This is a genomic window from Rhizobium sp. NZLR11 (assembly GCF_019685115.1).
GTDB lineage: Bacteria > Pseudomonadota > Alphaproteobacteria > Rhizobiales > Rhizobiaceae > Rhizobium.
This window is the reverse complement of sequence record NZ_JABDWD010000014.1, coordinates 127,872-154,221: the sequence shown is the minus strand read 5'-3', so window position 1 is coordinate 154,221 and position 26,350 is coordinate 127,872. Positions and strand designations below refer to the sequence as shown.

Annotated in this window: 21 protein-coding genes, 10 pseudogenes and 2 other annotated features; of the genes and pseudogenes, 13 read left to right on the top strand and 18 right to left on the bottom strand. The window is 58.8% G+C overall.

Going from position 1 to position 26,350, the window contains the following annotated elements:
- Window positions 1-5: 5 nt before the first annotated feature.
- Together HJB83_RS34780 and HJB83_RS23135 are read right to left on the bottom strand one after the other, a co-directional pair.
- Window positions 6-147: pseudogene (locus HJB83_RS34780) on the bottom strand (hydrolase); the annotation flags it as partial.
- Between the two features lie 51 nt (window positions 148-198).
- The gene (locus tag HJB83_RS23135; protein WP_221133018.1) at window positions 199-3,225 is read right to left on the bottom strand and encodes a glycoside hydrolase family 38 C-terminal domain-containing protein; all 3,027 of its coding nucleotides are present in this window, start codon (window positions 3,223-3,225) and stop codon (window positions 199-201) included.
- A gap of 981 nt (window positions 3,226-4,206) precedes the next feature.
- Between HJB83_RS23135 and HJB83_RS23130 the strand changes: the two genes are divergently transcribed.
- From HJB83_RS23130 to HJB83_RS23105, 6 genes are all read left to right on the top strand, one after another.
- Window positions 4,207-5,438, top strand: a protein-coding gene (locus tag HJB83_RS23130) for an IS3 family transposase (RefSeq protein ID WP_259669724.1) whose coding sequence is annotated in 2 segments (ribosomal slippage) — window positions 4,207-4,498 and window positions 4,498-5,438 — 1,233 coding nt in all. Because the reading frame shifts where the segments join, the coding sequence is not laid out codon by codon here.
- Window positions 4,491-4,607 (top strand) — a sequence feature (AL1L pseudoknot). It overlaps the preceding gene by 117 nt.
- Before the next feature lie 324 nt (window positions 5,439-5,762).
- A complete protein-coding gene (locus HJB83_RS23125) occupies window positions 5,763-6,071 on the top strand; it encodes a hypothetical protein (RefSeq protein ID WP_221133017.1) in 309 nt (102 codons plus the stop codon).
- 349 nt (window positions 6,072-6,420) lie between these two features.
- Complete coding sequence (locus HJB83_RS23120) at window positions 6,421-6,687, top strand: PepSY domain-containing protein (RefSeq protein WP_207585185.1); 267 nt, start codon at window positions 6,421-6,423, stop codon at window positions 6,685-6,687.
- 3 nt (window positions 6,688-6,690) lie between these two features.
- Window positions 6,691-7,257: a cytochrome b/b6 domain-containing protein gene (locus tag HJB83_RS23115; protein ID WP_221133016.1), complete on the top strand. Its 567-nt coding sequence runs from the start codon at window positions 6,691-6,693 to the stop codon at window positions 7,255-7,257.
- Entirely contained in the window at window positions 7,254-7,931 is a 678-nt protein-coding gene (locus HJB83_RS23110; protein ID WP_221133015.1) for a response regulator transcription factor, read from the top strand. The genes HJB83_RS23115 and HJB83_RS23110 overlap by 4 nt, the downstream gene beginning before the upstream one ends.
- Window positions 7,928-9,244, top strand: a complete 1,317-nt coding sequence (locus HJB83_RS23105) for an ATP-binding protein (protein WP_207584505.1) — start codon at window positions 7,928-7,930, stop codon at window positions 9,242-9,244. The genes HJB83_RS23110 and HJB83_RS23105 overlap by 4 nt, the downstream gene beginning before the upstream one ends.
- A 62-nt stretch (window positions 9,245-9,306) precedes the next feature.
- Here HJB83_RS23105 and HJB83_RS23100 read toward each other — a convergent pair.
- From HJB83_RS23100 to HJB83_RS23070, 7 genes and pseudogenes are all read right to left on the bottom strand, one after another.
- A pseudogene (locus HJB83_RS23100) lies at window positions 9,307-9,501 on the bottom strand (IS66 family transposase); the annotation flags it as partial.
- A 395-nt stretch (window positions 9,502-9,896) separates the two neighbouring features.
- Window positions 9,897-10,067, bottom strand: a pseudogene (locus HJB83_RS23095) (pyridoxamine 5'-phosphate oxidase family protein); the annotation flags it as partial.
- A 21-nt stretch (window positions 10,068-10,088) separates the two neighbouring features.
- Entirely contained in the window at window positions 10,089-10,532 is a 444-nt protein-coding gene (locus HJB83_RS23090) for a plastocyanin/azurin family copper-binding protein (protein ID WP_207584497.1), read from the bottom strand.
- Window positions 10,533-10,662: 130 nt separating this feature from the next.
- A complete protein-coding gene (locus tag HJB83_RS23085) occupies window positions 10,663-10,950 on the bottom strand; it encodes a hypothetical protein (RefSeq protein ID WP_405049178.1) in 288 nt (95 codons plus the stop codon).
- Window positions 10,943-11,536, bottom strand: a complete 594-nt coding sequence (locus HJB83_RS23080) for a DUF6088 family protein (RefSeq protein ID WP_221133014.1) — start codon at window positions 11,534-11,536, stop codon at window positions 10,943-10,945. The genes HJB83_RS23085 and HJB83_RS23080 overlap by 8 nt, the downstream gene beginning before the upstream one ends.
- Before the next feature lie 393 nt (window positions 11,537-11,929).
- A pseudogene (locus HJB83_RS23075) lies at window positions 11,930-12,242 on the bottom strand (hypothetical protein); the annotation flags it as partial.
- A gap of 1,220 nt (window positions 12,243-13,462) precedes the next feature.
- Complete coding sequence (locus HJB83_RS23070) at window positions 13,463-14,236, bottom strand: SDR family oxidoreductase (protein ID WP_207584495.1); 774 nt, start codon at window positions 14,234-14,236, stop codon at window positions 13,463-13,465.
- An 89-nt stretch (window positions 14,237-14,325) separates the two neighbouring features.
- Here HJB83_RS23070 and HJB83_RS23065 point away from each other — a divergent pair, with 89 nt between their 5' ends.
- The 4 genes and pseudogenes from HJB83_RS23065 to HJB83_RS23050 form a co-directional block, all read left to right on the top strand.
- Window positions 14,326-14,943 carry a TetR/AcrR family transcriptional regulator gene (locus HJB83_RS23065; protein WP_207584494.1) on the top strand — a complete coding sequence of 206 codons (618 nt, stop codon included), beginning with the start codon at window positions 14,326-14,328 and terminating at the stop codon, window positions 14,941-14,943.
- A 274-nt stretch (window positions 14,944-15,217) separates the two neighbouring features.
- Window positions 15,218-15,661, top strand: coding sequence for a response regulator (locus HJB83_RS23060; protein WP_246762870.1), 444 nt, complete (start codon window positions 15,218-15,220; stop codon window positions 15,659-15,661).
- Between the two features lie 16 nt (window positions 15,662-15,677).
- On the top strand, window positions 15,678-16,532 hold the full coding sequence (locus HJB83_RS23055) for a transglutaminase family protein (RefSeq protein WP_221133013.1): 855 nt from the start codon (window positions 15,678-15,680) through the stop codon (window positions 16,530-16,532).
- A 25-nt stretch (window positions 16,533-16,557) separates the two neighbouring features.
- Window positions 16,558-16,774, top strand: a pseudogene (locus HJB83_RS23050) (cysteine hydrolase family protein); the annotation flags it as partial.
- Window positions 16,775-16,883: 109 nt separating this feature from the next.
- Here the strand turns inward: HJB83_RS23050 and HJB83_RS23045 are convergent.
- The 4 genes from HJB83_RS23045 to HJB83_RS23030 are packed head-to-tail and all read right to left on the bottom strand — an operon-like array spanning window position 16,884 to window position 18,016.
- On the bottom strand, window positions 16,884-17,309 hold the full coding sequence (locus HJB83_RS23045) for a type II toxin-antitoxin system VapC family toxin (RefSeq protein WP_207584492.1): 426 nt from the start codon (window positions 17,307-17,309) through the stop codon (window positions 16,884-16,886).
- Window positions 17,309-17,563, bottom strand: a complete 255-nt coding sequence (locus tag HJB83_RS23040) for a type II toxin-antitoxin system Phd/YefM family antitoxin (protein WP_207584491.1) — start codon at window positions 17,561-17,563, stop codon at window positions 17,309-17,311. The genes HJB83_RS23045 and HJB83_RS23040 overlap by 1 nt, the downstream gene beginning before the upstream one ends.
- A 37-nt stretch (window positions 17,564-17,600) precedes the next feature.
- Window positions 17,601-17,783 carry a hypothetical protein gene (locus HJB83_RS23035; RefSeq protein WP_207585203.1) on the bottom strand — a complete coding sequence of 61 codons (183 nt, stop codon included), beginning with the start codon at window positions 17,781-17,783 and terminating at the stop codon, window positions 17,601-17,603.
- On the bottom strand, window positions 17,783-18,016 hold the full coding sequence (locus tag HJB83_RS23030) for a hypothetical protein (RefSeq protein WP_207584490.1): 234 nt from the start codon (window positions 18,014-18,016) through the stop codon (window positions 17,783-17,785). The genes HJB83_RS23035 and HJB83_RS23030 overlap by 1 nt, the downstream gene beginning before the upstream one ends.
- Before the next feature lie 156 nt (window positions 18,017-18,172).
- On the opposite strand from HJB83_RS23030, the gene HJB83_RS23025 reads away from it, so the two are divergent.
- Entirely contained in the window at window positions 18,173-18,772 is a 600-nt protein-coding gene (locus tag HJB83_RS23025; RefSeq protein ID WP_207584489.1) for a peptidoglycan-binding protein, read from the top strand.
- A 382-nt stretch (window positions 18,773-19,154) separates the two neighbouring features.
- Here the strand turns inward: HJB83_RS23025 and HJB83_RS23020 are convergent.
- The 3 genes and pseudogenes from HJB83_RS23020 to zwf form a co-directional block, all read right to left on the bottom strand.
- A pseudogene (locus HJB83_RS23020) lies at window positions 19,155-19,540 on the bottom strand (IS6 family transposase); the annotation flags it as partial.
- Between the two features lie 19 nt (window positions 19,541-19,559).
- A pseudogene (locus HJB83_RS23015) lies at window positions 19,560-20,269 on the bottom strand (ISL3 family transposase); the annotation flags it as partial.
- A gap of 217 nt (window positions 20,270-20,486) precedes the next feature.
- Window positions 20,487-21,953, bottom strand: coding sequence for a glucose-6-phosphate dehydrogenase (zwf, locus tag HJB83_RS23010; protein WP_018494277.1), 1,467 nt, complete (start codon window positions 21,951-21,953; stop codon window positions 20,487-20,489).
- A 464-nt stretch (window positions 21,954-22,417) separates the two neighbouring features.
- Here zwf and HJB83_RS23005 point away from each other — a divergent pair.
- Window positions 22,418-23,168: pseudogene (locus HJB83_RS23005) on the top strand (IS6 family transposase).
- Window positions 23,169-23,735: 567 nt separating this feature from the next.
- Here HJB83_RS23005 and HJB83_RS23000 read toward each other — a convergent pair.
- Window positions 23,736-23,984, bottom strand: a pseudogene (locus HJB83_RS23000) (methyltransferase); the annotation flags it as partial.
- A 317-nt stretch (window positions 23,985-24,301) separates the two neighbouring features.
- Between HJB83_RS23000 and HJB83_RS22995 the strand changes: the two are divergent.
- A pseudogene (locus HJB83_RS22995) lies at window positions 24,302-25,474 on the top strand (IS3 family transposase); the annotation flags it as partial.
- Window positions 24,584-24,700 (top strand) — a sequence feature (AL1L pseudoknot). Its footprint overlaps the pseudogene before it by 117 nt.
- A gap of 622 nt (window positions 25,475-26,096) precedes the next feature.
- Here HJB83_RS22995 and HJB83_RS22990 read toward each other — a convergent pair.
- On the bottom strand, window positions 26,097-26,324 hold the full coding sequence (locus HJB83_RS22990) for a hypothetical protein (RefSeq protein WP_207584483.1): 228 nt from the start codon (window positions 26,322-26,324) through the stop codon (window positions 26,097-26,099).
- Window positions 26,325-26,350: the final 26 nt, after the last annotated feature.

Sequence of the window (26,350 nt, the reverse complement as noted above, 5' to 3'; positions counted from 1 at the left end):
TGGATTTATCTTCCATCAAGCCGGGCCAACCAGTTCACGATGCCGCTTACGGCTTCGCGATACCTCTGCCCGACCAGCAAACCCGTATATCTCGCACCCTGAATATCTATACGTGCCGCCAATGTGCCGCGCTGTCGCCCGGCCTCGTCCTCACCGCCGCATCGGAGCGGCGGTGCGGGCTCTCCCAAGAAAGCAACGTCAGGCCCTTTGCAGTCTCCAGGTCCTGATTTCGAACGGCATGATGTCGGCGGGTCCTTTCCGCTCCATCGGCTCTTCGAGAATGTTCAGCGGCTGCGAGGCCGACCATCCGGAAGGCAGGGCAAGGGAGAGGCGGCCGCGCCGGCCGGCGGGTTCGTAGAGGCGCAGGATCAGGCCATCGCCCTCCTCGGCCGGCTTCAGGCCCGAGAAGGCGACAGGGGTGCCGGCGATGGTGAGTGGCGCGAAATTGCCGGCGGAGAGATCCTTGGCTTCGGTCGCGACGAGCGGCTGGTTGAGATCGATCGCCTCGTCGAGGACGCCGCCTTCATGCCAAGCGCCTTCATGCGGCATCAGCGCATAGGTAAAGCTCTGTTCGCCTTCGTCTGCCAGCGGATCAGGATAGATCGGCCCGCGCACCAGGCTCATGCCGATCACGTTGCCACGGGCGCTGTGGCCGTATTTGGCATTGTTGAGCACTGCGACGCCGAAGCCGGGTTCGCTGATATCGACGAAACGATGGGCGACGGCCTCGAACATTGCCTGCTCCCAGGAGGTGTTCGTGTGCGTTGCCCGCTCGACGAAGCCGAAGGCGCATTCGAACGTGGCCTTGCGAGCCCGGACGTCGACCGGGTTCAATGTTCGTAGCAGGGTGCGGCGGTCATGCCAGTCGATCGTCGTTTCGATATCAAGCCGTTTGGCGTTGGCTGTCAGCACATAGGTCTGGGTGACGCTTGAATTGCGGTATCGGTGGATGACGCGGATCGCCGCGCGGTGCGGGCCGCTTTCGACGAGGGCGATGCTCTCCGGCGCCTCAAGGCGGACGGCCTTTTCGGCATAATCCGCATCGATATCCCAGGCGTCCCAATTGCGCGGCTTGTCGGCCGGATAGACCCAGAGCTGGTTGGCCGAGCCGTCGACCGCTTGACGGCCCGTCGCCTTGTGGATGAGGCTCGCAACCGCGCCATCCTTGCCGATGATGACGGCGAGATGGTCGTTTTCGAGGCGGTCGGGACCGGCCTTCAGCCCACCCGCCGGCCGGAGTGCGCGCTTGTCGAAGACCGCGACGGATAAGGGGGCGACGATATCCTCGGCAGAGACGACAGTGCCGTCGGCAAACGTGGCGCTGAGCGCCCGCGGCGCAAGCGACGGATTGACAACGACGAGCGCATCAGCAATCCCGCCCTTCGGCAGATTGGCCGACAGCACTTGCAATGCATTTGCCTGCTCGTTCCTCGCATTGTCGATGACGCCATCGAGCTCCTGCTCCGCATCCTGATAGACTTCATGGATGCTCGAGCCCGGCAGAATGTCGTGGAACTCGTTCTTCAGCACCACGCGCCAATCCGCTTCGAAGCTTTTGGGCCTGTCGGCGCCCAGCAAATGCGCCAGCGACGCCAGAGTTTCAGCGGTGATCAGCGCCCGCTCCGCCTGGCGATGCTTGCGCTTGACGCCGCTTTGGCTCGTCAGCGTGGCGCGGTGCAATTCGAGATATATTTCGCCGTCCCACACCGGAAGGCTCTTTTCCCCCGCGGTGCGGTGCGCCTGCTCATAGAAGCTTTTGACCGTGCCCCAGCGCGCCTGCGGGATGGCCGGGAAATCACGCAACTGCACTTCGCGCTCGACCATTTCAGGCGTCACGCCGCCGCCGCCGTCGCCGTAACCTACAGCCAGAAGCGAGGTCTCATGCTGCGTCTTGCCGCGGAAATTCTTCCATGTCGGTACGTAGCAATCGGCCTGCACGAAGCCGTTATAACCTTGCATCGGATTGTCGAAGGTGTGGGTCAGCACCCGGCTGCCGTCGAGGCCCTTCCACCAGAAGAGATCGGAGGGAATATGATTGGTCTCGCTCCAATTGACCTTGATAGTGAAGAAGCTGTCGATGCCGCCTTGCCTCAGTATCTGCGGCAGAGCGCCGGAGAAACCGAAACAATCCGGCAGCCAGCAGACCGTGTGGCGCGTGCCGAAGGTCTTTTCGAAATAGCGCTGGCCGTAGAGAACCTGGCGGACGAGGCTTTCGCCGGTCGGCATGTTGGTGTCGGGCTCCACCCACATGCCGCCGACGGTTTCCCACTTTCCTTCCGCGACCTTCTGCTTGATGCGTTCCAGAAGCTCCGGGTCTTCCTCTTCCATCTGCGCGTAATAATGGGCGGTCGATTGGTTGAAACGGAAATCGTCGGAACGCTCCATCAGCGACAGCGCCGTATTGAAGGTGCGCCGCATTTTGCGCCGCGTCTCGCGATAGGGCCAAAGCCAGGCGAGATCGATATGCGCATGGCCGGTCAGCAGCAATTCGCCATTCGGGGGAAACCGCTTCTGCAGCGCCTTCAATCTTGCCGTCAAAGCCTCGAAGGCAGAGGCCGCCGAAGCGCTCTGCTCGTCGGTCAGTCCTGCGGGATTTGCCTCAAGCTCCGGCAGTTCCCAGATCTTCTGCTGCATCACGGCGTCCGACGTGCGGGAGACATAAGCCGCCGTATCCGAGGGCCAGTCGAGGTTGCGAAGCGCATGCTCGGCCGCCTCCATCAGATGCGGCACGACGTCATGCTCGCCCAACACGTCGATCGCTTCGGTAACCTGCTTCAACAGAAGATGCAGACGATGCGCCGGACCGTCGAGCCAGATGAACCGGGCCTTGTTCAGCCTCGGCGCCCGGTTCGGCTCCCCGAACGGAAAGCGGGCGACGCTTTCCGTCGCAATCTGGAAGCGGCGCCCCTTGACCGGAAATTCCTGATGGTAGGGATCGAGGCCGAATGTCTCGCTCTGGCCATCGGGATAGCTCAGCGTGATCAGGCTCTCGCCGCCGAGATCGAGCTGCAGGCGGATATCTTGGAGAGGCCAGCCCGCCGGGGCTTCAGCGCTCGCGGCAAAATGTACGACGCCCCGACGATGCGGCCAATCCTGCTGATGGCCGATCGACTCGCCCTCAAATGTCCAACCCTCGATCGCCGCACTTTGTCGATCCCGCCAATGCGCCAGCTCGGCAATGCGGACTTTGAGGCCATTGAGGCGTTGGGTGATAGTCAGAGACATGGCTTATCCTGTTGAAAATCGACGGCGAACGATCCGGAATCATGGCTTAGGGCGATGAAGATGGTGCGACAGAGAGCGCGAAAGCTCGGTCCCGCTCCTCCAAGAGTTCCGAGCCCGTTAGATTAAGTAACTTTGATTTCCCGTCAAGCCCGAAGGAAATTCATTCGACGCCATTCTTGTCGATGTCCCAATCTCATTTCCATTTATCCCAGCTTCCTTTCCCAATGTTCGATAAGTCGCTTCCACCCGTTCAAAAAGGAGGCGAACGAACTCTGCTGGCTGCCAAAGCACCGAGAGGGATGATTGCCCGTACGTCTTGAACCGTTAAATTTGGCGACGACCGCGAAACGGGCATGCCGTGCGCGGGTCGTGGACATGGCGCTGAAGCCTGGGGCGTTGACCAGGAGATAGACTCAGTCATAAGCCGTACGGCGGTGTGTACCGGCAACAGAAATGGCTATGTCCGGGTGGCGCCCGTGGTTCCCGCGTCCGCGCCAACAGCTCTAACTCCGTCCCATATATCGCCTCGAACGTCTTGGTGCCCTTATGGACGGCGTGACCATACGGAAGCGGCGATTGGGCGGAATGGTGATTGAAACACAGCGGAATCGCTTGAGAATGGTGGGCCCGTTGCCCATCCCCTGTCCGTCACGTGGGTGGTGGATTTCAGCCGGGGGCAGCACCGCTCGCCGGTATCGGGAAGCACCACGGTGCAGCCGAGGGCGGCGACGCGGGAAAGGTGCTGGCGATCGGAGGAATTCACCCCTAGATCCTGAAGGTAAACAGCTCATCTCGTCAATCTGGACGAGAACACGCCAACATGCATAATGCATCACGTGGTGGGGATTATTTTAGGCTCAATTCGACTTAGGTGGGGGATGCCTTTGGTGACTTCTCCCTAAAGGTGCCGTCATTGCGCGTTCCATTGCAGTGAACCGCGCCGGGTTTGCCGGAGACCCCAACTCGTGAGAAGTAGGGTCTATGACAAGCAAGACGACGAACAAATTCTCTCCTGAAGTCCGCGCCCGCGCCGTTCGGATGGTGACGGAACATGAAGCCGAGCACTCATCGCGCTGGGCGGCGGTATCATCGATAGCGGCCAAGATCGGCTGCTCGGCGCATACCCTCCATGAATGGGTGAAGAAGGCCGAGGTCGACAGCGGCAAGCGTGCAGGTTTGCCGAGTGACGTGGCGGAGAAGATGAAGGCTCTGGAGCGGGAGAACCGCGAGCTTCGTCAGGCGAATGAGATTTTACGCAAAGCCTCGGCGTATTTTGCCCAGGCGGAGCTCGACCGCCCACTGAAGCGATGATTTCCTTCATCGACGAACACCGCTCGGTGCTCGGGGTCGAGCCGATCTGCAGACTGCTGCCGATTGCCCCGTCCACCTATTATGAGGTTATCGCCAAGCGCACGGACGTGGACCGCCTATCGGCCCGCGAACGGAATGATATTGCCATGAAAGTCGAGATACGCCGGGTGTTCAACGAGAACTTCCAGGTCTATGGCGTGCGGAAAGTCTGGCGACAGTTGCAGCGAGAAGGCTTCGATATCGCTCGCTGCACCGTCGCAAGGCTCATGAGAATGATGGGTCTTCAAGGCATCATTCGCGGCAAGCCAGTCAAAACCACCGTGTCGGACAGGTCTGCCCCATGTCCGCTCGACCGCGTCAATCGCCACTTCAAGGCTCCAGCACCCAACATGCTCTGGCTTTCCGATTTCACCTATGTCGCGACCTGGCAGGGCTTCGTTTACGTGGCCTTCGTCATTGATGCCTTCGCCCGCCGCATCGTCGGTTGGCGGGCAAGCCGGACTGCCCATGCAGGTTTCGTCCTCGACGCTCTGGACCAAGCACTTCATGATCGGCGGCCCATCCATCGCGGCGGGCTCATCCACCACTCCGACAGGGGCGTGCAATACGTGTCAATCAAGTATTCCGAGCGGCTGGCGGAGGCAGGCATCGAGCCGTCGGTCGGCAGCGTTGGCGATTCCTATGACAACGCTCTCGCCGAAACGATCAACGGCCTTTACAAGGCCGAGGTGATCCATCGCCGGGGACCATGGCGCAACTTCGAAGCGGTGGAGTTCGCCACGCTCGAATGGGTCGACTGGTTCAACCACCGCCGCCTTCTGGAGCCCATCGGAAACATGCGCCCAGTCGAGGCCGAGGAACGCTACTACGCCATGCTGGACGAACCAGCCATGGCCGCATAAGTTAAACCAAACGGTCTCCGGCAAACCCGGCGCGGTTCAATGCGGCCGGCCCGCAGATCGTCTAGCACTTGGTTCGCATGAGCGAGGGGCGGCGGCGAAGGATCCGGTCGCTCTACAAGGCGAAGCGGACGACCTACCTGTTCGAGTACCATGGCCTTGAAGCTATTCTCCATTGGCAATATCGCCTTCGGAACGCTATCGCCCTCCCAAACGGCGGCGTCCGTCAAACGCAAGGATTGATGCGCGTCAAAGACCGCGCGCGCCGCCTCCGATAGCCTGCTTGGATAGGACCTTAAACCATGGCTTCATCCGAAGGACACGGACATGCGCGATGATGGCATCATCCATAAAAAGGAGACAACAGCCGCGACGCCGACCGCCGGGCTGGCCCCGGTCGAGCGGAACGCCACCGACCTGGTTCTCGAGCGCCGGGACGAGGATCGCTGGGAGGTGACGGTGGCAACGCCGCGAGGCTTGTCGTGGGTGAGAGATCACTTTTGCTGCCCGTTGAGGCAGTCGTTCAACGGAGCCATGTGCCTCGACATCATGAGCGCCGACCGTCTCCTCAAGGAAGCCCACATCGAAGGTCTGACGACCGAGTTTATCGGCCTGTCTGGGAAGGACGTCTACTGACATGTACGCCACCGTCTGCGCCATCGGCCGAGGATCGTGACGCATGCTCCGGTTCATCGAAACCACCCGCATGTAGGTCGCTCCCGACGGGAGCCGTCACCCCGTTCTTGCCGCGGAGGGACCGACGTCTTCGATGGCCGGGCGGGACTGCTGCGGCCGGCGTTGCAGCCAACGCCGAGAACAGACTGACGGAGGCGCCGCGGTCGACCGTAACCGCCGTGGCGCTCGCACATTGACGCCTGAATGAGTCGCCGAGAGCACCTTTCGTACCGTCTGACAGCAAACGGACAGCTGGAGAATTCTATTGCTCGGTTCGTCGCCCGGTTGGGTGTAAGCAAAGGACCGCATGATTATGTTGAAACTGATGACCGCAGTCGCAATCGTCGCTTCAGTACCGGCACTGGCGTTGGCCAGCCCGAGTTGTACAAAAGAGCCGAAGTCCAAGTGGATGTCGGAGAACGCCATGAAGGCGAAGATCGATACGCTCGGCTACAAGGTCAAGACCTTCGAAGTCACGGGAAACTGCTATGAAATCTACGGCAAGGATAAGGAGGGCAAGCGAGCCGAGGTCTACTTCAATCCGGTATCCGGTGACATCGTGCAGAAGGGCGATTGAGCGATGACGGTGATCTCGTCGACGAAGGGGGGCGTATCGCCCTCCGACACCGCACAAAAGAGCGTCAAGGTCTGGGACCCGATCGTCCGTATTTTCCATTGGACCATTGTCACAGCTTGCACACTCAACCTTTTCATCCTGGAGGAAGGGAAATACTGGCATCGCATCACTGGTTACGTGGTGGCGGGAGCGATCATCGTTCGTCTCGTCTGGGGCCTTGTTGGCACGAAGCATGCGCGATTCACCGAGTTCTTTCCGACACCGCGCAAGGTCAAGGATCAAATCAGCGGGATCATTCAGCGCAAAGAGAAGCGATACCTCGGCCACAATCCGCTGGCATCGGTGATGATGCTCTTGCTTATCGCTCTTCTTGGGGCAACTGCCCTGACAGGCTGGATGACGACGTGGGACGCCTTCTGGGGCGAAAAATGGCTTGAACAATTGCACGGCACCATCGCCAACAGCATTATGGTTCTCGTCTTCGTCCACGCTGGCGCTGCTGTCGTGGAAAGCTGGAGGCATCGAGAAAATCTCGTCTGGTCGATGGTTACGGGTCGAAAGAAGGCATGAGGATTCTGCTCATCGAGGACAGCGCCCGGCTTCGTGGGCTTCTTTGCGAGGCAATCCGGGATGAGGGTTGGAAGATCGACGCGTTCGAGACCGCACAGGAGGGACGCGTGGCCCTTCGAGAAGGGGAGTACGACCTGCTGCTGCTCGATCTCGGTCTCCCTGATGAAGATGGGATCGACGTTCTGAAGTCGCTCAGGGATGCGGGCACCCAGACGCCAGTGCTTGCCTTAACTGCAAGAGGTGCGATCGACGAACGGATCGCCGGACTTGATGCCGGCGCTGACGACTATCTGGCTAAGCCGTTCCACAACGGCGAACTCACTGCGCGGATACGCGCACTTATCCGCCGGTCGCCCGTCACATCCATGCCAGTTCTCGAATTCGCGGCGCTGAAACTTGATGTCGCGGCGCGACAGGTAACCTGCGCGGGTGATGAAGTCGCTCTTGCCCCATCGGAGAAAGGATTGCTCGAATTGCTGATGCGCAATGGTGGAAAAGTTGTCGCCAAAGCCAGGATTGAGCATACATTCTCGGAATTTGGCGATGAGAGAAGCAGTAACGCTGTCGAACTGGCCGTATCCCGTCTCAGAAAGAGGCTAGAGAGGCACAATACCCACTTATCAATCGAGACGATCAGGGGCGTGAGCTATCTGATGCGTGAGGTGCGTGATTGAGCCAGTCGCGCGCGACGCTAGGGGCCATTCTCGCTCGCCGGATCGCGTTCTTCGCGCTCTTCGCCATGCTCCTGCAACTTGCCATCGTCTTCTCGGACTACTACTGGAATGTTGGTGAGCTATCTCGATTGTTCGTTGAGCAGGAAACAGAGCGGCTTGCGGCCGGGATCACAGTGGAAGAATCCAGCATTCGCTACCGTCTTCCAGATAGTGTGCAGCAACGTTACCATAAAGGAGACAGCGGTTATGTTGCCCGAATTCGTGCAGCAAACGGTGCGCTGGTGTTCCAATCGTGCGACGCCGCCTGTGAGGATCGCTTCCTCCCAACCGATGTGAACCCTCCGGACTTCTGGCTGCGATCTTTGGTACCTGGAAAGCCTCTGTCGCTGGTCGGCGGGCGGGCGTTCGTAATTGCTAATCAGCGCTTCCTCGTCGACATCGCGACAATCGGTGATCCCTCTGACATTATGTCTGACGTCCTCTGGAACGAGGTGATTGAACACCTGATTGTGCCGATGAGCATTCTCCTCGTGCTCGTACTTGGTGGAACCTTGTTGTCTGTCCGCCAAGCATTGCGGCCGGTCCGAGCTGCCGCAGATGCAGCCGACCGGATTGACCCTATGGATTCACGTTCGCATTTGGACTTCGACCAAATGCCGCGGGAAGTTGCGCATCTTGCAGCCGCAGTCAACCGCGCCTTCGAGCGCGTTGGCGAGTTGATGATGTCGCAGAAGGTCCTGACATCCGGGATCGCCCACGAAATCCGAACACCGCTTGCGGCGCTGAAGTTGGAACTCGGTCATATCGATGATCCCCGTGCCAGGAGGGCAGAAGCCGACCTTGATGACCTGGTGAACTTCGTTGCTCAGCTTACCGCCCTTGCTCGGCTCGACAGCGTTGATCACGGCATGTTCGAGGAGGTCGACCTCGTGGAGCTAACATCATCCGTCGTTGCGCAACTAGCCCCCTGGGTTTACGAAAACAAACATTCGCTGGAGTTCTTCAGTCAGGTCGAAAGCACCATATTCAGGGGTGCGCCTTCTCTTCTAAGAGACGCGGTTCGCAATTTGATCGAGAACGCCGTCAGGCACACCCCTGATCACACCGTGGTGATAGTTTGTGTGGGCAACGGCACCATCGCAGTCGAGGATCGCTCCCCCAAACTCTCGCCGCTTCATAAAAGCGCGTCCAGCCCCCCTGACAGCCTTGGGATCGGGCTGAAGATTGTCGGACGCATAGTAGAAATACATCAAGCGTCGTTCTCGACATCACGATCGAATTCTGGACATATCGTCGAATTGGACTTCCGATAAAGCGGTGCGCTTTGCACGATTTGCACTCAATACCGCGCGTTTCTGCCAGATTATGGGGTGATCTATGGCATTAACTCGTCGATCTTGCTCTGCTTGTGGCTATTGGCGGTAAGCGTCGCGGTCAGGTAGGCCAGCAGATCGACGGCGAGCTTGCAGATCTTGATAAGCGAGGCGATGATCGCCCAGTTCTCAGCCCCTGCGCCATGCCCGACAAAAAGAGCGTCCTTCCGTTTGAGAGCCGTCCCCCGTTCATTCCGCCCAAGTCGGCGATGAAGTGGAAGTTCATTACCCTTGGCATCCGTATTTCGGTCAGAAGGTCTGTGTTCGTCGCGTCGAGCGGTGGGCGACAGGTGAGTTTTTCGGGTCTTAGGTCCGACCGGTGTCGTAATCGCGATGGCCGGATGGATGATTAATCCTATGACCTGTGCCGGCAAGACGATGGGGCCGGCCCGTCGACACTCCCGCTTCGGTTCACGCGTGTGCGAGCAATCGGTTCCAGGTCATCGTTTTGATCGGCAAAGAAGTCGGCGCCAATCTCGTCGCAATTGCCGCCGATTGGGACGTGTTCGGCTCGGTCGTAGACCATGCCGTTTAGCGCGCGCCCTGCTCCATTTTTCGTTCTGCGGACGACCGCTCGAGTCGCGCCAGGACGTCAGTTGGTGTCGGACGCTCTCCTTCCTGATACGCTCGTGACGGCGATGCCGTAAAAGACATGCGGCGACACTTCGAGCACGGGGAGCTCCTGGGGCTTCATGGAGCCGATCTCCCACCAGTCCATGTGCTTCTGCAGAAGCGACCAGGCCCGCATCCTTTCGCTTTGCCACACTCCGCTGGGACTAAACACCTAGGGTTCAACCATGAAAGCAATGTACATTCCCGCACCGAAGTGTCCCTGCTCGTTGCAGAACAGCACGTATTTGCCGGCCTTAAGGGTCAAGGTGGTATTTCGCGACTTGCCCGGATGCACATCGCCGAGCTCTTTGAGGCCCTTGAACTTGTCTTCATCGACGCGCGCGCCGCTTGCATCCATTGGAAAATCCGCGGGGGCAAGGTCCGTCTTGACGAGCAGAAGTTCGTGATCTTCGTCGGTGGAGACGTTCTTTACCTGGAACTGAACTTTGCCCGGTTTGACGTGATCAGTGCTTAGGGTAACGCCTTGCGAGCCATCTGGTTTGTTCCACAGTTCCGCCTTAACCACGGTCTGGCCCAAGGCGTAGGCCGGAACGGCAACGGCAACGGCAAAGAAGAACGCGACCACAGCGGGCCCAATTGGAGATGATCTGATCATTGACGTAGTCCCCTTTTAGCCCTGCGCACCAATCGCCAAAGCAAGACCACAGTATAGCCAACCGGTGAGGACGCGGGTTGATCTGGATCAAAGTCCTGGTTTTGGTCAGTTTCGGCGAGGAAGCGCTTTGTTATGTCAACGGCGGAGCAAAATCAGGCCAATTGGCGGCGCTTACCAGGGCTTCGATGAGTTTCTCGGCTTTTTTCTTGCTGATGCCACCGAACGCCTTGGAAAGCGAAGTGCCACCCTTGAACACAAGGGTGGCCGTATCTTTCTGCTGCAGGCCGAAAAGCCGCTTCAAGGTCCAGCAGACCCAGAAGTCTTTTTCTATGATCGTATTGGTGACGCCTCGGCCAGCACCCGTCTCGCCAAAGAGGGCCGCCCGATCATCGGCAGGAAGAAGAGCAACCTTATCCATCGATCTCACCCGATGCTGCGTTGGCGATCGAGACGAGCGTCGGCCGCATCCATGCGGGGGCCTGGATCGCATTGGATGCAAGCGTCTTCTTGTCGCTGGCCGACAGCCGACGCGACGCGATCTGCCCAACGTCGGCGGCACGTATTGCCCCGACGTGACGAAGGGCCTGTACGACGGTGCCTGCAGCACTGCCCGGAGCAATAAGGTGCTTGGGCGAAGCGTGGCGCAGATCCACGACGCGCTTACCGAGTACGACACGGCGGGAGGGGCCATTGGTCAGATAGGTGCTCTTTGCCGGGACCTGTGTTGATAGGCCAAGGGCATTCGCCGCACGCGCGCCGGCAATCTGCACCTGGGATCCGGTCTCCCGCGCCAACGCTTTCGCCACATCGTCAGGCGTCGGCGAAAGGGCCCCAAGTTGCGGATGAACCTTCGGGAAATCGTACAGTCCTCGCGCCAAGCGGCGGAGTTTCCCATTCTTGGCCAACCGGGAAAGGGCTTGGTCGACCGTCGCCCGCGCGGCCACGTCCAAAAAGTCACTGGGTGTGAAGACGCCGCCACACCCGCTGGCACGGGCGCGCTTCATGATTCGGTCTGGAACTGATGCCGTGAGCGTTTTCATGTGTCAGAAAATAGGCTATATTTTTCTGACATTCAAGCCCTCAGATAGTCGTCGAGATGCTGATCGTCATAGTGTATAAACGCGAACGAACAAAACGCTGCGAAGGGTAATCGAGCGTCACGATGAAGACGGGAGACTTTCAATGAAAGCTGGTGGATCCGCCCCTTCATCGACCGGATCACCCGCCTCGGAGTCTTCCCCGACAGACATGGCCGCATGAACCATTTTGTAGCCGTCGAGGTAGCTCTGATATGGACCGGTATAGCCGACCTCGTGGAACATGATGTGTGAGACAAGTTCGCGGACGAACACGATCTTTGGCCAAAAGTCACCTTCTGGCGCAGGGTGCGAATGCACCTCAGCGGACATCGCCCAGCCAGGTCGTTGGCCGGCGATGCGCCGGCGCGAGCGGGTGATGGTCAGCTTGGGTGGGTGTGCGGATATCGCGAGTGGCGTCGTCGGGGACGAGGTCCTCGAGATGCACAAGCTCGCCGTCGATCCACAACGAGGCACAGGCATCGGCAAACTGGGATCGTTCGAGGAAGCCGGCGCCAACCGGCGAGCGGGCAATGCGCGCATCGAGACGCGCCAATGCGATGCCGGCGCGGAAGGCCGGCTCCATCCGGGTACGTGGGGCAAAATCGGTGGCAGCATTTCGGCGACCGCCCATAGAAAGTGTGCATAACCCGGCGCGTAGAACCCTATTGGTCGGCGCAGGGATTCCTAAGACCGGGCAAATCATGATTCGGTCCGGGGATGGCAAAGAGACGGCTCCCCTCCCCCGAGCATGCCGACACGCTTTCACTGAATGCGTTGCGCAGTCTGGTGACGGGAAATAACGGCGCTGTGGCCGAAAAGTCGGCGCGACAATCCGAACGTAAGGGCATTCGATGCGTTTCTCGTCTAGCTTTCCCCGGATCCCGCGCCGTGGGATTGCATTCGCCCTCGCGTGAACCATTGGCTGCTGTCATAGGCGTGACGGTCAGGACAATGCCGATCGCAGCTAGATCGGCGCGATCGAGCTTTTTCTGTTCAGATCAAACGCCTTGATGGGAAATGAACTGCTGACATATCAGTTGAATTCAAACATATACTTTTTGAATGGGGCGTAACGCAAGGTGGATCGGGCAACACTGCTTTTTGCCTCGTTTAAGCAATATGGAGGTAGTCATCGTGCGTCGAACGATCATAGCCGTTTACCTCGCCGGTGCGGGAACGTTTCTGCCCAGTTGCACAAGCTTTCCCGCGGCCAACAAAGATGCTCCTCGTCGAGAGCAGGCAACAATAGCGAAGGCGAATCTTGCTCGAGATGTAAAAGCTTGCAGCAGCACACCGAATTTCGAAGGAATGCTTCGTACGAAATGTTACTGAGGAACTTGAGTCGCACCCGAGATTCAAAGCAAGCGCGTTCCATATACGCTCGCCTGCGCGCCGGAGGTAATCGCGAAACACAGCGATCCTCGGCACATGTTTTTTTCAACAAATTGATTACGCGACTTTTAATCGAAACGACACACTGAAGATATGCGTCCAGTCCACGATCACCGCCGACAGGGGGAGGACACGTTGGCAGCTGCTCATTGAGGATGAGTTGGCTTGTCGCGGCCAGGTCCGTTTACGCCGCCGTTTACCGGAACATTCAACCTCCAACGAAAGAGGTTCTTGGTGGGCGAGTTAATGTCGGCGCGTTGAGGCTGTTCGGGATGCGAGGAACGATCCTGCCAGCTTAGGCAGGCGCCCCGCCGATTGGATGAAAACATGATCGCGCCTGGCGAGCGCGATTCTGCCTTATGGACTAACGGGGAAGCGGACCTAAACCGGTACCTCGTCGAGGATGCATCCTGTGCCGCGGTTTGGATGGCTGCAAACACAGAAAAGTCTTAGGATCGATCAGATCCGCGCACCCCCCGTCGCATCGATCATCTGGCCCGTCGTCCAGCGCGCATGGTTCGATGCGAGGAAAGCGATAACGTCAGCGACGTCCTCCGCCCGGCCGACACGTGAGAAGACCGAGAGCGCTTCGGCGCCGGCGCGCGCGTCCGGCGATGCCAGCCACTCGGCATTCATATCCGTCTCCGTCACACCCGGAAGCACCGCATTGACCGTAATCCCCCGAGTTGCAAATTCAGGTGCCAGTGCCAGTGTCAATGTCTCCAGCGCCCCCTTGGAGGCCGCATAGGCAGGATGTGTCGGCGCAGCGATCCGCGTAAACCCAGTGGAGATATTAATGATGCGGCCGTTGTCGCGGATGTGGTCCGCCACTGCCTGGATCAGGAAGAACGGCGCCTTATAGTTAATCGTCATCACCTCGTCGAAAGCTGCTTCGCTCGTCTGCTCCAACGGTAACGCCGGCGCGATACCCGCATTGTTCACCAGAATGTCCAGAGCGGATGAGCCCGTCTCTATACGCGCGGCTTCGCTGAACTGGGCCCAGAGGTTATCGGCCGCGTCCTTGCCGTGTCTGAGATCGGCTTTCACAGCGACAGCCTTGACGCCAAGCGCCCCAATGTCGCGTACCGTGGCATTAGCGGCATCCGCGTTGGCGGTGTAGTGCACACCAATCAACGCGGCACCCTCCCTCGCAAACGCAAGGGCGGCCGCCCGGCCGATACCGCGCGAGCTTCCGGTAATGAGGGCTATCTTGTTTGCTAGTCTTTGGGACATGGACCACTCCGTTGCTAAATTAAATAGTGACCCCTATAATAAGAGCAGAAAACCCTCTGTCAACGCATTTAATAGGGACCACTATTTTAATGGAAAAGCCCGTCCGCAAACGAGGCAGACCGCCCGCGCTCGATCGCGACGTTGGGCTCGACATCGCGGCACGGCTGTTCTGGGAACGCGGCTACGAAGGAACCTCGACCGCAGATCTCACGAAGGCCATGGGGATCAATCCGCCGACTCTTTATTCGATGTTCGGATCAAAGGAGGAATTGTACCGTCAGGCGCTCGACTTCAGCATTGCCCGTGAAACCAGCCGACGGTCGGAAATCCTCCAATCTAATCTTCCAGTTTATGAAGCCCTGAGCCGTTACCTTTACGATATCGCTGACGGTGACACCCAACCGGACAAGCCGCGAGGTTGCATGGTATCGACAGCCGTGCTGCAGCATGCGGAAGAAAATGCATCCGTCGCGCGGATGACGGCAGCATTGCGCGAGGCGTCGATCAAAACCGTGAAAGCCCGCTTTGACCGCGCCGTTGAGGAAAGCGAATTGCCGGCGCAAACCGATACCGATACGCTCGCGCGCTTCTACGGTGCAATTATCCAGGGCATGTCCGCACAGGCCTGCGATGGCGCCTGCAATGCGCTGCTGAAGCGGCTGATTGATGTCGCACTCACGGCTTGGCCTGGGAAGTGTAGTACCTAACGGGAGTTCGGCCGAAGACACGTGAACCGTTACGGGCTTACCGCAAGCGTCGCAGAACTTTATCGGTGGTTCGCCCAGGGCGCCTTGAATGGACATGAACCCGCGACCCCGCCGTTCAGCCGCTGTATTCCAATTTGACAATCACAGCGCATGGCTCGGCGGATAGCGCTGCCAATATCTTGTTGCTGCGCCGCAGCATTGGTGATTTGATAGTTCTGTCGCTAAACTCTTTGCTGGGTAAATCAAGTTGTTGAACGGCCATGCTCAAAAACACGTGATCCTAATTGTAGAAGAGAACCGGGGCATCCGCGCGGAAGCGGTAGTTGCGTGTAAAGGGTCCGGCTATGGGACAGCCGAGGCATCCAATGGCGCAGATGCGCTGGAGATCTTGGAAATGCGGGACGACATCAGTCTCGTGTTCACATCCGTTAATATGAAAGGCCCAATAGATGGTGTCCAACTCGCGGTGCGCGTTCATGCAAGATGGCCAAAGCTAGCGATTGTTATGACGTCCGGGGTCGTAAATCTGCGACAGTCGTTGCTACCGCACCGCTTTAGATTTGTCAGGAAGCCGTACGCTACCAAGCCCCTAATGACATGCTTCAAGCTCCTTATTGAATCCGAACATCGAGAAGAAGTCTCGTCGCCACAACGGAGTCCGCAAAGCGCGTACACTTTACGAGCGCCGTTTCCCTGGCCTATGTCTGAGATAGTCTGACGGCCGGGAAATCATCATGAAACTTCAGATCAAGCATCGAACGACCTATCGTTACTTGCGGCCAGTCGGGCTGCTTGCGCACCGCCTGATCCTGTCGCCCAGGACCGACCAACAGCTTCGGACCTTGTCTTTCAGCATTGACTGTTCTGCGAACGGGTCGATCGACTGGTCGAAGGACGTTTTCGGCAACACGGTCGCGACGGTAACGTTTTCTGAACGGACCTGCGAACTGACGATCTCCAGTGCTGCCGTTGTCGAGCAGACCGCCGACCCGTGGCCGGTCTTCAATATAGACATCTCGGCGCATGCCTATCCCTTCACCTACTCGACCGAAGACGAGACCGACCTCGGGGCGTTTGCTGCCGCGACCTCTCCTGGTAGTCGTGTGGCGGATTGGGCCCGAGCGTTCGCGGGCAGCCGCCCGACCGACACGCTTTCGCTCCTGAAAGACATCAATGCCGGCATTCTGACAGATGTCAGCTATCGCATCCGAGACGAGGAAGGCACACAGTCGCCGCAACAAACACTGGAGCAGGCCAGTGGCTCATGCAGGGACGTCGCAGCGCTTTTCATTGAAGCTGTTCGTTGCTTAGGGTTCGGTGCGCGTGCTGTCTCCGGTTACATCTACGACCCGCGGGCATCTGTCGACGACGGCGGATCGACACATGCCTGGGCGGAAGTCTATCTTCCGGGAGCCGGTTGGATTGCGTTTGATCCCACCCATCGACGAGTGGGAGAAGCATGTCTTATTCCCGTAGCGTTTGCCCGCAACAATGGACAGATCATGCCTGTTACCGGCGGATATACGGGAATGCCGGACGATTTCCTGGATTTGGACGTGTCGGTCAAGGTGGTCGAGACACGAGAATAGCGGCAGATGACGTTCGCCTGCTCTACTTAGTCAGTTCGTCTTTGCCGGCGTCACCACCGAAGTCTGCGTGCAGACGACGATGCGCGAAGCAAACGACCGCGGCTATGAATGCCTGCTCGCCGAGGAGGCGACGGAAAGCTATTTCCCCGAATTCAAAGCTGCAGCCATCGCCATGATCCATGATCCGCGCGCAGGGCGCTATCGTCGGCTGGACCGCCCGTGTCGACGACATTCTAGAAAGCTCGCTCATGCATGAAACCACGCGCGAACCTCTGACATCAGGCGGCTGTCAGGCGGTCGTTTCCCACCAGGCTACAATTAATTGCGCCACACGAACGATCGCTGTGGATGCTATGTCGGAAGATTCCACGGATTCACGAGTGCAACTCCCGTGCCTTCGAAATCTTTGATGTTGCGCGTGACCAGCGTCATACGGCGGGTGAAGGCTGTCGCTGCAATATAAGCGTCATTGATCGGTTTGGGGTTGGGCACATGCCATCGGGCCGCCTGAACTGCCACCGCCTCGTCCAGAGGCAGGATTCGGCCGGAAAACGCAGTGAGAACGGTATTTTCCAGCCAGTTCCGAAGCGCCTTCCCGGCGGCGGCATCATTACGCTCCACCAGCCGAACGCCAATCTCCAGTTCGTGCAGGACGACAGATGAAATGAAGGTCTGGGCCGGATCGACGGTTTCGTTCCAGACCACGACATTGGGATCAGCCTTGCCGCTCGCGACCTTGCGCAGTTCGGACACGACATTGGTATCGAGCAACATCATCAGGATAGGTCGACCGGCTGGGCATGTTCCGTGCGCTGCGGGAGCGGCAAGTCAACGTCTTCTGCACCTGGCGCCGCCAGCATGTCACCGAGCGTCCGCATTTTGCCTGTAAGCAGCTTGTACTCCTCGAATGACAGGAGAACATGCGCAGGCCGTCCCCTGTCGGTGATGATGACAGGCCCAGACTTGGTGGCGCGCTTTGCGCGGCCAAGATCCTGATTGAGTTCTCGGCCTGACAGCGTGGTGATGGTCATGGCCAGCCTCCAGCATTTCGTGGTTACGTAACCACATTTAATCCGCATAAATCGGAATTGCAAGATGCAGCGGCTCGCGGGGCAGCGATCGCAAGCTGCGCGACTGACAGTCGGCAGGCGTAAAGCGCTCGAGGAAAGCGTCGCTCGACCGGAAGAAGCCGCCGGCATCATCGCAGAAGATCAACTCGTGCCCGCCAGTCGGGCGGAACTTCAGCGGCATCACATTCGTCGCAGCAGTCTTTCGATCACCGCCCGGCGAAGCGTGTCGGTCTCGCGATGAATCTTCTGGCGGTAGAGCGTATGCCGGAATTCAGCAACTATAGCCGGATCGGAAGTGCTCAGCGCGACGCCCCGCTCGGTGGTCGCGACGTCCACGTCAGGATGTAGATAAGAGAAGCGTGCGATCGCTTCATCGAGATAGGGCCGAAAGATCGGCGCAATGTCTATAGTCACGAATGTCATTCCGAACGAGCAACCAGGAGATGCGAATATAGCCGGGTTGCGACGATTCCAGAATCTTATCGCGAGAGTTGATCCAGACTTTTTTGGGCTTTGCTTCAACGAGATATGAAAGCGCCGGGAATTCGACCCGGATGCAGGTTTCGCATCTTGGATAGTAAACCTGGTGGTGTATATTTGCATCTCGGCGAGGGCGACGGCAGCATGGGGATGAAGGCAGGATACGCGACGCTGCTGTTTGCATATATGCTCTTAGCAGTGTCGGCGGCGGAATCGTTCGCGGATATCCGACCGGTTCGCGACGTTCAGAAGGCGTTGGCGGGACAAGGGTTCGACGCGGGGGTGCCAGACGGCATCTGGGGAACAAAATCCATTTCCGCGTTGAAGGGATTTCAACGCGCTCATGATCTCATCCCGACTGGCGTCATCACCCAAGATTCGTTATGGACGCTCTTTCCGTCTATCGCCACCTCCACACCGCCTCCTGCAGCCAATGCGCAGGATGCCGTCCCCGCACCTGCCGTGCAGACGTCCACGTCGGAAAGATCGTCGTCCGAACCAACGAAACTGCCGATACGCGAGGCACAGGTGACGCCCGCTGCCTCCGCGCCGAGCCCGACAGCGGACAAGAAAGGCGATGGGTCGAGCTACTTCATTGTCATGCTCATTTTTTTCGGCGTGTTCGTGTTCTTGTGGGGAAGATCGAGGAAGGCGCCCATCGCCAATGGACGGCGTCGAGCATCGCGCTGAGACTTCGCCTCTCGGCGTCATTTTGGTCAGCGGGAGGCGCGATGCTCTACGATCTATGCGGGCCTATTCAAGGACGAGCGACGCCTCACCCCTCGAAACTCCACCTGCCCCACGAAAGCGGAGCGCAAGGAGCGGGGCAGTCGGTCCAGCTTCCCCTTCGGGCCACTATGATGAAGCTCCTGCGGCTGCCCTGGTTTCCGCTCATTGCGCGTCGAGAATTCCCGGAATCCCGGCCGCTGGCCGGCGCTATGCTTATTTCTCCGATACTCTTCATTTCCAGGATCAGCCCAAGGCGACATGACCGCGGAGGACCGGGCCTTCCTCAAAGCGAACGGGCACGCCTTCGATAAAGTCGGCGACCTAGCTTACAACGCGTTCAGTTATCGCGGCGGGTCTGGACGATTTCGTCGAGAACGTAACCGTCCTGGTCGACGGCACGCCACAGCCAATGCTTTCGACCGTCGATGGAAGTCACCACCTCGTCCAGATGCCAGATATCTTTCTGCGACGGCTTCGTTCTGCGCAGTTGCTTTGCGTAGGCCGGGCCAAATTTGCGGCCCCATCGCCGGATCGTTTCATAAGAAACGACGATGCCGCGCTCCAGGAGCATTTCCTCGACCAGCCGCAGGCTCAAAGGGAACCGGAAATACAGCCACACCGCACGGCCGATGATCTGCGGTGGAAAGCGGTGGTTCTTGTAGCTGATCGTCGACGTGCTCATCTAGCCGGCTCTATCTGCCAACCGTTAAGCCAACGACAACGTGACAACGCCCTTGAGAAACCCCGATGCCTCATCGGGCAGCAAAGCTCTGCCGGGGCACGGCCGGAAAAACTCATCTGTTCCTCGATAGCCAGGCGCAGGTTCTGCATCAGGTGGAAGCGATCAGCCACTTGATGCGCTTGCGGCGCCCCTTCGCGAGCAGCCTGCGCGTAAAGTCCGCATCGATCTCTGCTATCAACCTCGATAGAGGGATGCTGCGTCAACCATCCTGCAACGCTCGTTACGCTTCGGTCGGCGAGAACGTCCAAAACCGTGCGCCGTTCAAGATCGACGATTATCGTGCCGTAGCGCCACGACTTCCGCCAGCCCCAGTCATCTATGCCGACCACGCGAGCCGGGGTGTCGTCTTTGGCATGCGCGGCACACCGCTTCAAATGTCGAAGGATGGTATCGTCGCTGATGGGCATCCCGAGCCGTTGCATCAATCGCTCGCCGGGGCGGCCGCCAGCATTATGGCCAAGCATGCCCACTATCTCCGCGACCCTGGTTGTCCGACGGGCATAGGGGGCGGCAATCGCTGGGATGCGGTCAGTGAAAGTCCGCCGTTTGCAGAGCCGATATGTGCAACGCCACCGGCTCAACTGGAGCTTCACCGCCACGACTTTGCCCTGGATTGGGAGGTCTTGAAGACTGCGGTGTGACCATCCGTGTCTATTTCTGCTTTGGCATCCGCAATCAGGGCAAATCCCGGACGGCACCCCGCAGGCGGACAAAATCCAATTGCCATCCTCGCTGGGTAAAACATCTTGCACTTTGATACCCGGACCGGGCGACCATTTTGATTTCGTTCGCATGGCTAGCCCGTACCGGCATCGCCGCTAACAGCCGGTGAACCGCCACACAAATTGAGAAGACCCTTTTTTATTGGGATTTTTCGCAAAATTGGTCGGCGCCATTCCGGTCGCCGGCATCGATCCAACTATTGACCGTCAATCACCCTTTTGCCGCATCCCTCCAGGCGCGCTCGAACGGCAGGCGCCAGGCGTGCGGGGCAATGAGTTGGTGGATCGACTTCGGCCCCCAGCCGCCCTGGTCGTAGAGGCGTACGGGCGGCGGGTTATCGAGGAGAGGTTGGGAAACCTCCCAGAGCCGCTCAATACCCTCGGCCGTAGTGAACAGCGTGTGGTCACCGCGCATGGCGTCGAGGATCAGACGCTCGTAGGCCTCCAGAACTTCGCCAATCAGGCCGGTTTCGCTCATGGCGAATTGCAGCGAGAGCTTGTCGAGCCGGAAGCCCGGGCCAGGGCGCTTGCCATAGAAGGAAAGCGAGACCTTGGAGGCATCAGCGAGGTCGAAGGTGAGGTGGTCAGGGCCCTGTGCCCCCACGCCAGATCCCGCAGGGAACATCGATTTCGGGGGCTCGCGGAATGCGATCGAAATAATGCGCTGCCCCTCGGCCATGCGCTTGCCTGTACGCAGGTAGAAGGGAACGCCGGCCCAGCGCCAGTTGTCGATGGCGCATTTTAGGGCGATGAAGGTGTCAGTGTCGCTTTCGGGATCGACGCCAGGCTCATTGCGGTAGCCAATGTATTGACCGCGCACCACGTCGCGCGGCTCAATTGGCAACATGGAGCGGAACACCTTGTTCTTCTCTTCCGAGATTGGCGCAGGCTCAAGGGCGGTGGGCGGCTCCATCGCCATGAAGGCGAGGATCTGGAAGAGGTGGGTCACCACCATGTCACGATAGGCGCCGGTGGTCTCGTAAAAGGCGGCGCGGGTCGAAAGGCCGAGTGTCTCCGGGACGTCGATCTGCACATGGTCGATGAAGTTGCGGTTCCAGATTGGTTCGAACAGGCCATTGGCAAATCGGAAGGCCAGGATGTTTTGCGCCGGCTCCTTGCCGAGGAAATGGTCGATGCGGAAGATCTGCTTCTCGTCGAACACCTCGTGCAGCTTCTTGTTTAGTGCAACGGCACTGGCAAGATCCGTGCCGAAGGGCTTTTCCATAATGATACGGGAGCGTTCAGTCAGCTCAGCTTGGGCGAGGAGTTGCACGGCCAGAAGGGCAGCACTTGGTGGCACGGATAAATAATGCACGCGCCGCGTCTCGGCGCCCAGTGCTTCCTCGGCCCTATCGACCGCTTCCTTGAGAGCATTGGCGCCGGCAGCGAGCGGGACGTAGTCGAGTGATGCGGCAAACGCTTCCCATTCGGACTGCGAGAACTTGCGAGTCAAGAACTTGTCCAGCGAGTCACGGGCAATGGTGCGGAAGGCATCGGCGTCGATGTCGTCGAGCGAGACGCCGATAATGCGGCACCCTGGGATGAAGCCCGCATTGGTGAGGTGGAACAGCCCGGTCAGTAGCTTGCGCCGTGAGAGATCGCCCGTTGCGCCGACGAGCACAACGACCTGTGGATAGCCGGGGCCAACCCGAGTTGAATTCTTGCGCAAAACACTCATCCTCAAGTCTTCCGTTGTCCCTTGGGGATGGAGGTCGACCCCAACTCCGCGCTGCCGCGAAGCGGCTATCTTCGTGCGTGATGCCATGACGTTGAAGCTCACCCCTCTAAGGTTAAATAGAGGCATGGATTGCCTAGCGGAGCAAGGGGCGGCAGTAGCGTCCCGAAGTGCCCCGTCTTAGCTACTTCGGTCGCTCGCTTGTCGACTTTCTTGATAGCAAGGTCTTGAACACCTCATTCAGTAAGATGACCCTCCTCAGAGGCGCAGGGCGGTCATTGACAGCAAATCCAAAGCTGACGCTCGGGGGGCTTCGATATCAGTTGCCTTTGAATTCCGTTTGTCAAAGATCGAGTTCTGCAGTCACGGCAGCGTGCCATGCGAAGGTGACGCCTTCGCCAGCCGGCCAAACCGTCGAACCTTGCTGTTTACGAGCATCAGCGTGCCAATCAGCCCACGCGCCGGCGTTGTCACGTTGTCGTTGGCTTAACGGTTGGCAGATAGAGCCGGCTAGATGAGCACGTCGACGATCAGCTACAAGAACCACCGCTTTCCACCGCAGATCATCGGCCGTGCGGTGTGGCTGTATTTCCGGTTCCCTTTGAGCCTGCGGCTGGTCGAGGAAATGCTCCTGGAGCGCGGCATCGTCGTTTCTTATGAAACGATCCGGCGATGTGGCCGCAAATTTGGCCCGGCCTACGCAAAGCAACTGCGCAGAACGAAGCCGTCGCAGAAAGATATCTGGCATCTGGGCGAGGTGGTGACTTCCATCGACGGTCGAAAGCATTGGCTGTGGCGTGCCGTCGACCAGGACGGTTACGTTCTCGACGAAATCGTCCAGACCCGCCGCGATATCAAGGCTGCCAAGCGACTGCTGCTCAGACTGCTGAAGAAGCAAGGTCTGACGCCGAAGCGCATCATCACCGACAAACTGCGCTCCTAGGGGGCCGCAAAACGGAATGTCATGCCCAGTATCGAACATCGATCACACAAGGGCCTGAACAATCGGGCGGAGAATTCTCATCTGCCATTGCGAAAGCGAGAACGGATGATGCAGGGATTTCGATCGGTCGGCGGTTGCAACGCTTCGTCGCGATCTTTTCTGCAGTCCGAAATCTCTTCGTCGCGCCGCACCAAAAACGCTCCGCTCTGGCCACCCACATCCATCGTATCGACGCTATGGCGCAGTGGAAAGCTGCGACAGCCGCCGGTGCCTGATTACGCAGATACACACCTCATTCTTGGCAGTGGAGAAACAACGTGACAACGCCGGGCAGTTACATGACGGGCGCGGTAATCCCGGTAACGGGTGGCGAAATCATGATCTGAAAGGACCACGCCTGAAGGTTTCCGAAAGTGGAAAACAAGAGTGGCACCTTGCCATCTTGCAGCGAGTGGCACGAGCAAACCTATGTTGGCGCATTTAAAAATACGGACACCCGATTGGCTCTTGCGCAGCACCTGATTACAAGCGCCGGTGAAGTGCTTTCTGCGCCAAGCTTATATGTGCCTGCGGAAAGAAACACTTTTGCCGTGTGTAAGAGATTGGACGGGAGTGATCCGGTCGTTTCATTGGGCAGTCGATCGAGTTCAAAATTCTTTCCTCATGTCAGAAGCCAAAAGACTAGGGTGAAGTTCTGGCGGGCTGCCAAGCCTGTGGCGCTGCGAGACCGGACGAGAACCGTCGATATCGGTAACGTCGAGCATCATACCAAGCTCCGCTCCTATCAGTGCCCTTCCCGAGGCGTAGAATACACAGACTGAAGTCTTCTCGCCGTGTCCTTGGTCCGCTGACACGGCTTCGACGTTTTCCCGCCCTGGCTCTTGCGCGAGCGTTTGGATGAGGCCGACTGGATCGTTCTTGAAGTGCGCGACTTCGGCCGGCACGAAGCTGATGACTCGACCTTCGGGTCCAACGATGTCGGAGAACAGGCGTGTCCAGTCGCCGCCGCCTGGATAAATGTCGATGACGGTGGCACCCGCATCAATGCGTGCAAACCGGATCAACTCGGATGGTTTGGATTGGTCGTACATAGGTCGCGGCCTCTTCAAGCGTCCGAACTCCTCGGCCATTCTCGGGCTTACGGCGTTGATCCGGATGCCGCGGGTCGAGGCTAAGAGCGGCGGAGCGGACGAGGCCTTCGACTTCGCCGTTTGCGACCGGGAAGCCGGTCGCTACTGGGGTCGGATCGTCGAGGAGGTAACCCGACATTAGGGCGACCCTTCGTCGGAGATCAGCGGACGGTCCAGCGAGATGATGCGAACACTCAAAAAAACCGCAGCGGTGTCCCCACACGCTGAACCGCGCCGGGTTTGCCGGAGGCTCCAACTTCTGAGAAAGTGGAGCCGATATGAGCAAGACAACAAACAAGTTTTCACCTGAAGTCCGCGCCCGAGCAGTGCGGATGGTTTTGGATCACCAAGTCGAATATTCCTCGCGATGGGCAGCGGTTTCCTCGATCGCCGCCAAGATCGGCTGCACGGCGCAGACGCTCAATGAATGGGTGAAGAAGGCGGAAGTGGACGATGGTTCCCGGCCCGGACTCCCAGGCGAAGTCGCCGAGAAGATGAAGGCGCTGGAGCGGGGAGAACCGCGAGCTTCGGCAGGCCAACGAGATACTGCGCAAAGCGTCCGCTTATTTCGCGATGGCGGAGCTCGACCGCCCATTGAAGCGATGATCTCCTTCATCGACGAACACCGCTCGGTATTCGGGGTCGAGCCGATCTGCAGACTGCTGCCGATTGCCCCATCAACCTACTACGAGAACGTTGCCAAACGCCTGGACGTGGACCGGCTGTCGGTCCGCGCCCGCAGCGACATTGCATTGAAGATCGAGATACGCCGTGTGTTCGAGGCAAACTTCCGCGTCTACGGCGTGCGCAAGGTCTGGCGGCAATTGAAGCGGGAGGGCTTCGATATAGCCCGCGGCACCGTCGCCCGGCTCATGCGATCGATGGGACTTCAGGGTATTATCCGGGGCAAGCCGATCCGCACGACGATCCCGGACAAGACGGCTCCGAGCCCCCTTGATCGGGTGAACCGCCAATTCAAGGCTCCTGCGCCGAACAGGCTCTGGGTTTCGGATTTCACCTACGTCGCCACCTGGCAAGGCTTCGTCTACGTGGCCTTCGTCATCGACGCCTTCGCGCGCCGGATTGTCGGCTGGCGGGTGAGTCGGACGGCCCATGCAGGGTTCGTCCTCGATGCTTTGGAACAGGCCCTTCATGAGCGGCGTCCCGTTCATGGCGGCGGCCTGCTTCACCACTCGGACAGGGGCGTTCAATACGTGTCGATCAAGTATTCGGAGCGACTGGCCGAGGCAGGCATCGAGCCTTCCGTCGGAAGCGTCGGCGACTCTTACGACAACGCCCTCGCCGAAACGATCAATGGCCTCTACAAGGCCGAGGTCATCCATCGGCGCGGACCGTGGCGCAGCTTCGAAGCGGTGGAATTCGCGACCCTGGAATGGGTCGACTGGTTCAACCATCGACGACTTCTGGAGCCCATCGGCAACATTCCGCCAGCCGAAGCCGAGGAGCAGTATTACGCCATGCTGGACGAACCAGCCATGGCCGCATAACTTAAACCAAACAGCCTCCGGCAAACCCGGCGCGGTTCAGCCTGTGTCCACAAGTGCTTTATCACGCGCTACCTCCCACAAGTTGGCTTGGGTGGCGGTTTGATATCCGGTCTTTAGTTCGACACCTCGCTGGTCTTCTATATCTGCGATATCAAGCCGCCTTGTGAAGCGCTGGCCGTTGACGTTTACTTGAATGGTGACTTCGGGAGTACCCCATCCGATCTCTTCATCCCGCCTGACGGCCGCTGAGAATTCCTGAAATCCGCCTCACGGCGCCGCTATGATGATTTCTCCGATACTCTTCATTGTTGGGTTTGGAACCCGCTTTGCAGGCGGATTCCGTTATCGCGTTTCTTTTCTACCAACGTCCTTGATCACAAATAGCGATTGCTAGAAGCTCTTGGTCGGACCTTTCTCCAGCACCTTATGACCGCCGTATTTCCAAGCGGCGCGTCGGGCCAATGGCAGTCTTGAGGTCAGTGCTTGCGCTCGCCCTTGTCAACCCTGCCCAGGCTTGCCTCGTGTTTCGCGGGAGTTGCTTGCCGCAAGGAATGCAGGGCCGAAATCAGCTGGAAGGCGAGTTGTCATTCGCAGGCCCGATCTGCACGTACCCAGCTTGTGACAGGTGCTCCTGGACGCTCGCGTGAATCAGCGCGGCCTCCACCTCGCCCAAGCTGAGCCCCTTATCGATCCCATAGTCCACGATAGTGTCGACCGGGACGCTGTCGGTCACGTTCATGGCGCGCATAGCCATGAAGTCCAGGACAAAGCGGTTATGAGCATCGGTATCCACGGCGCCTCCTGTCTGCCTGACAGATG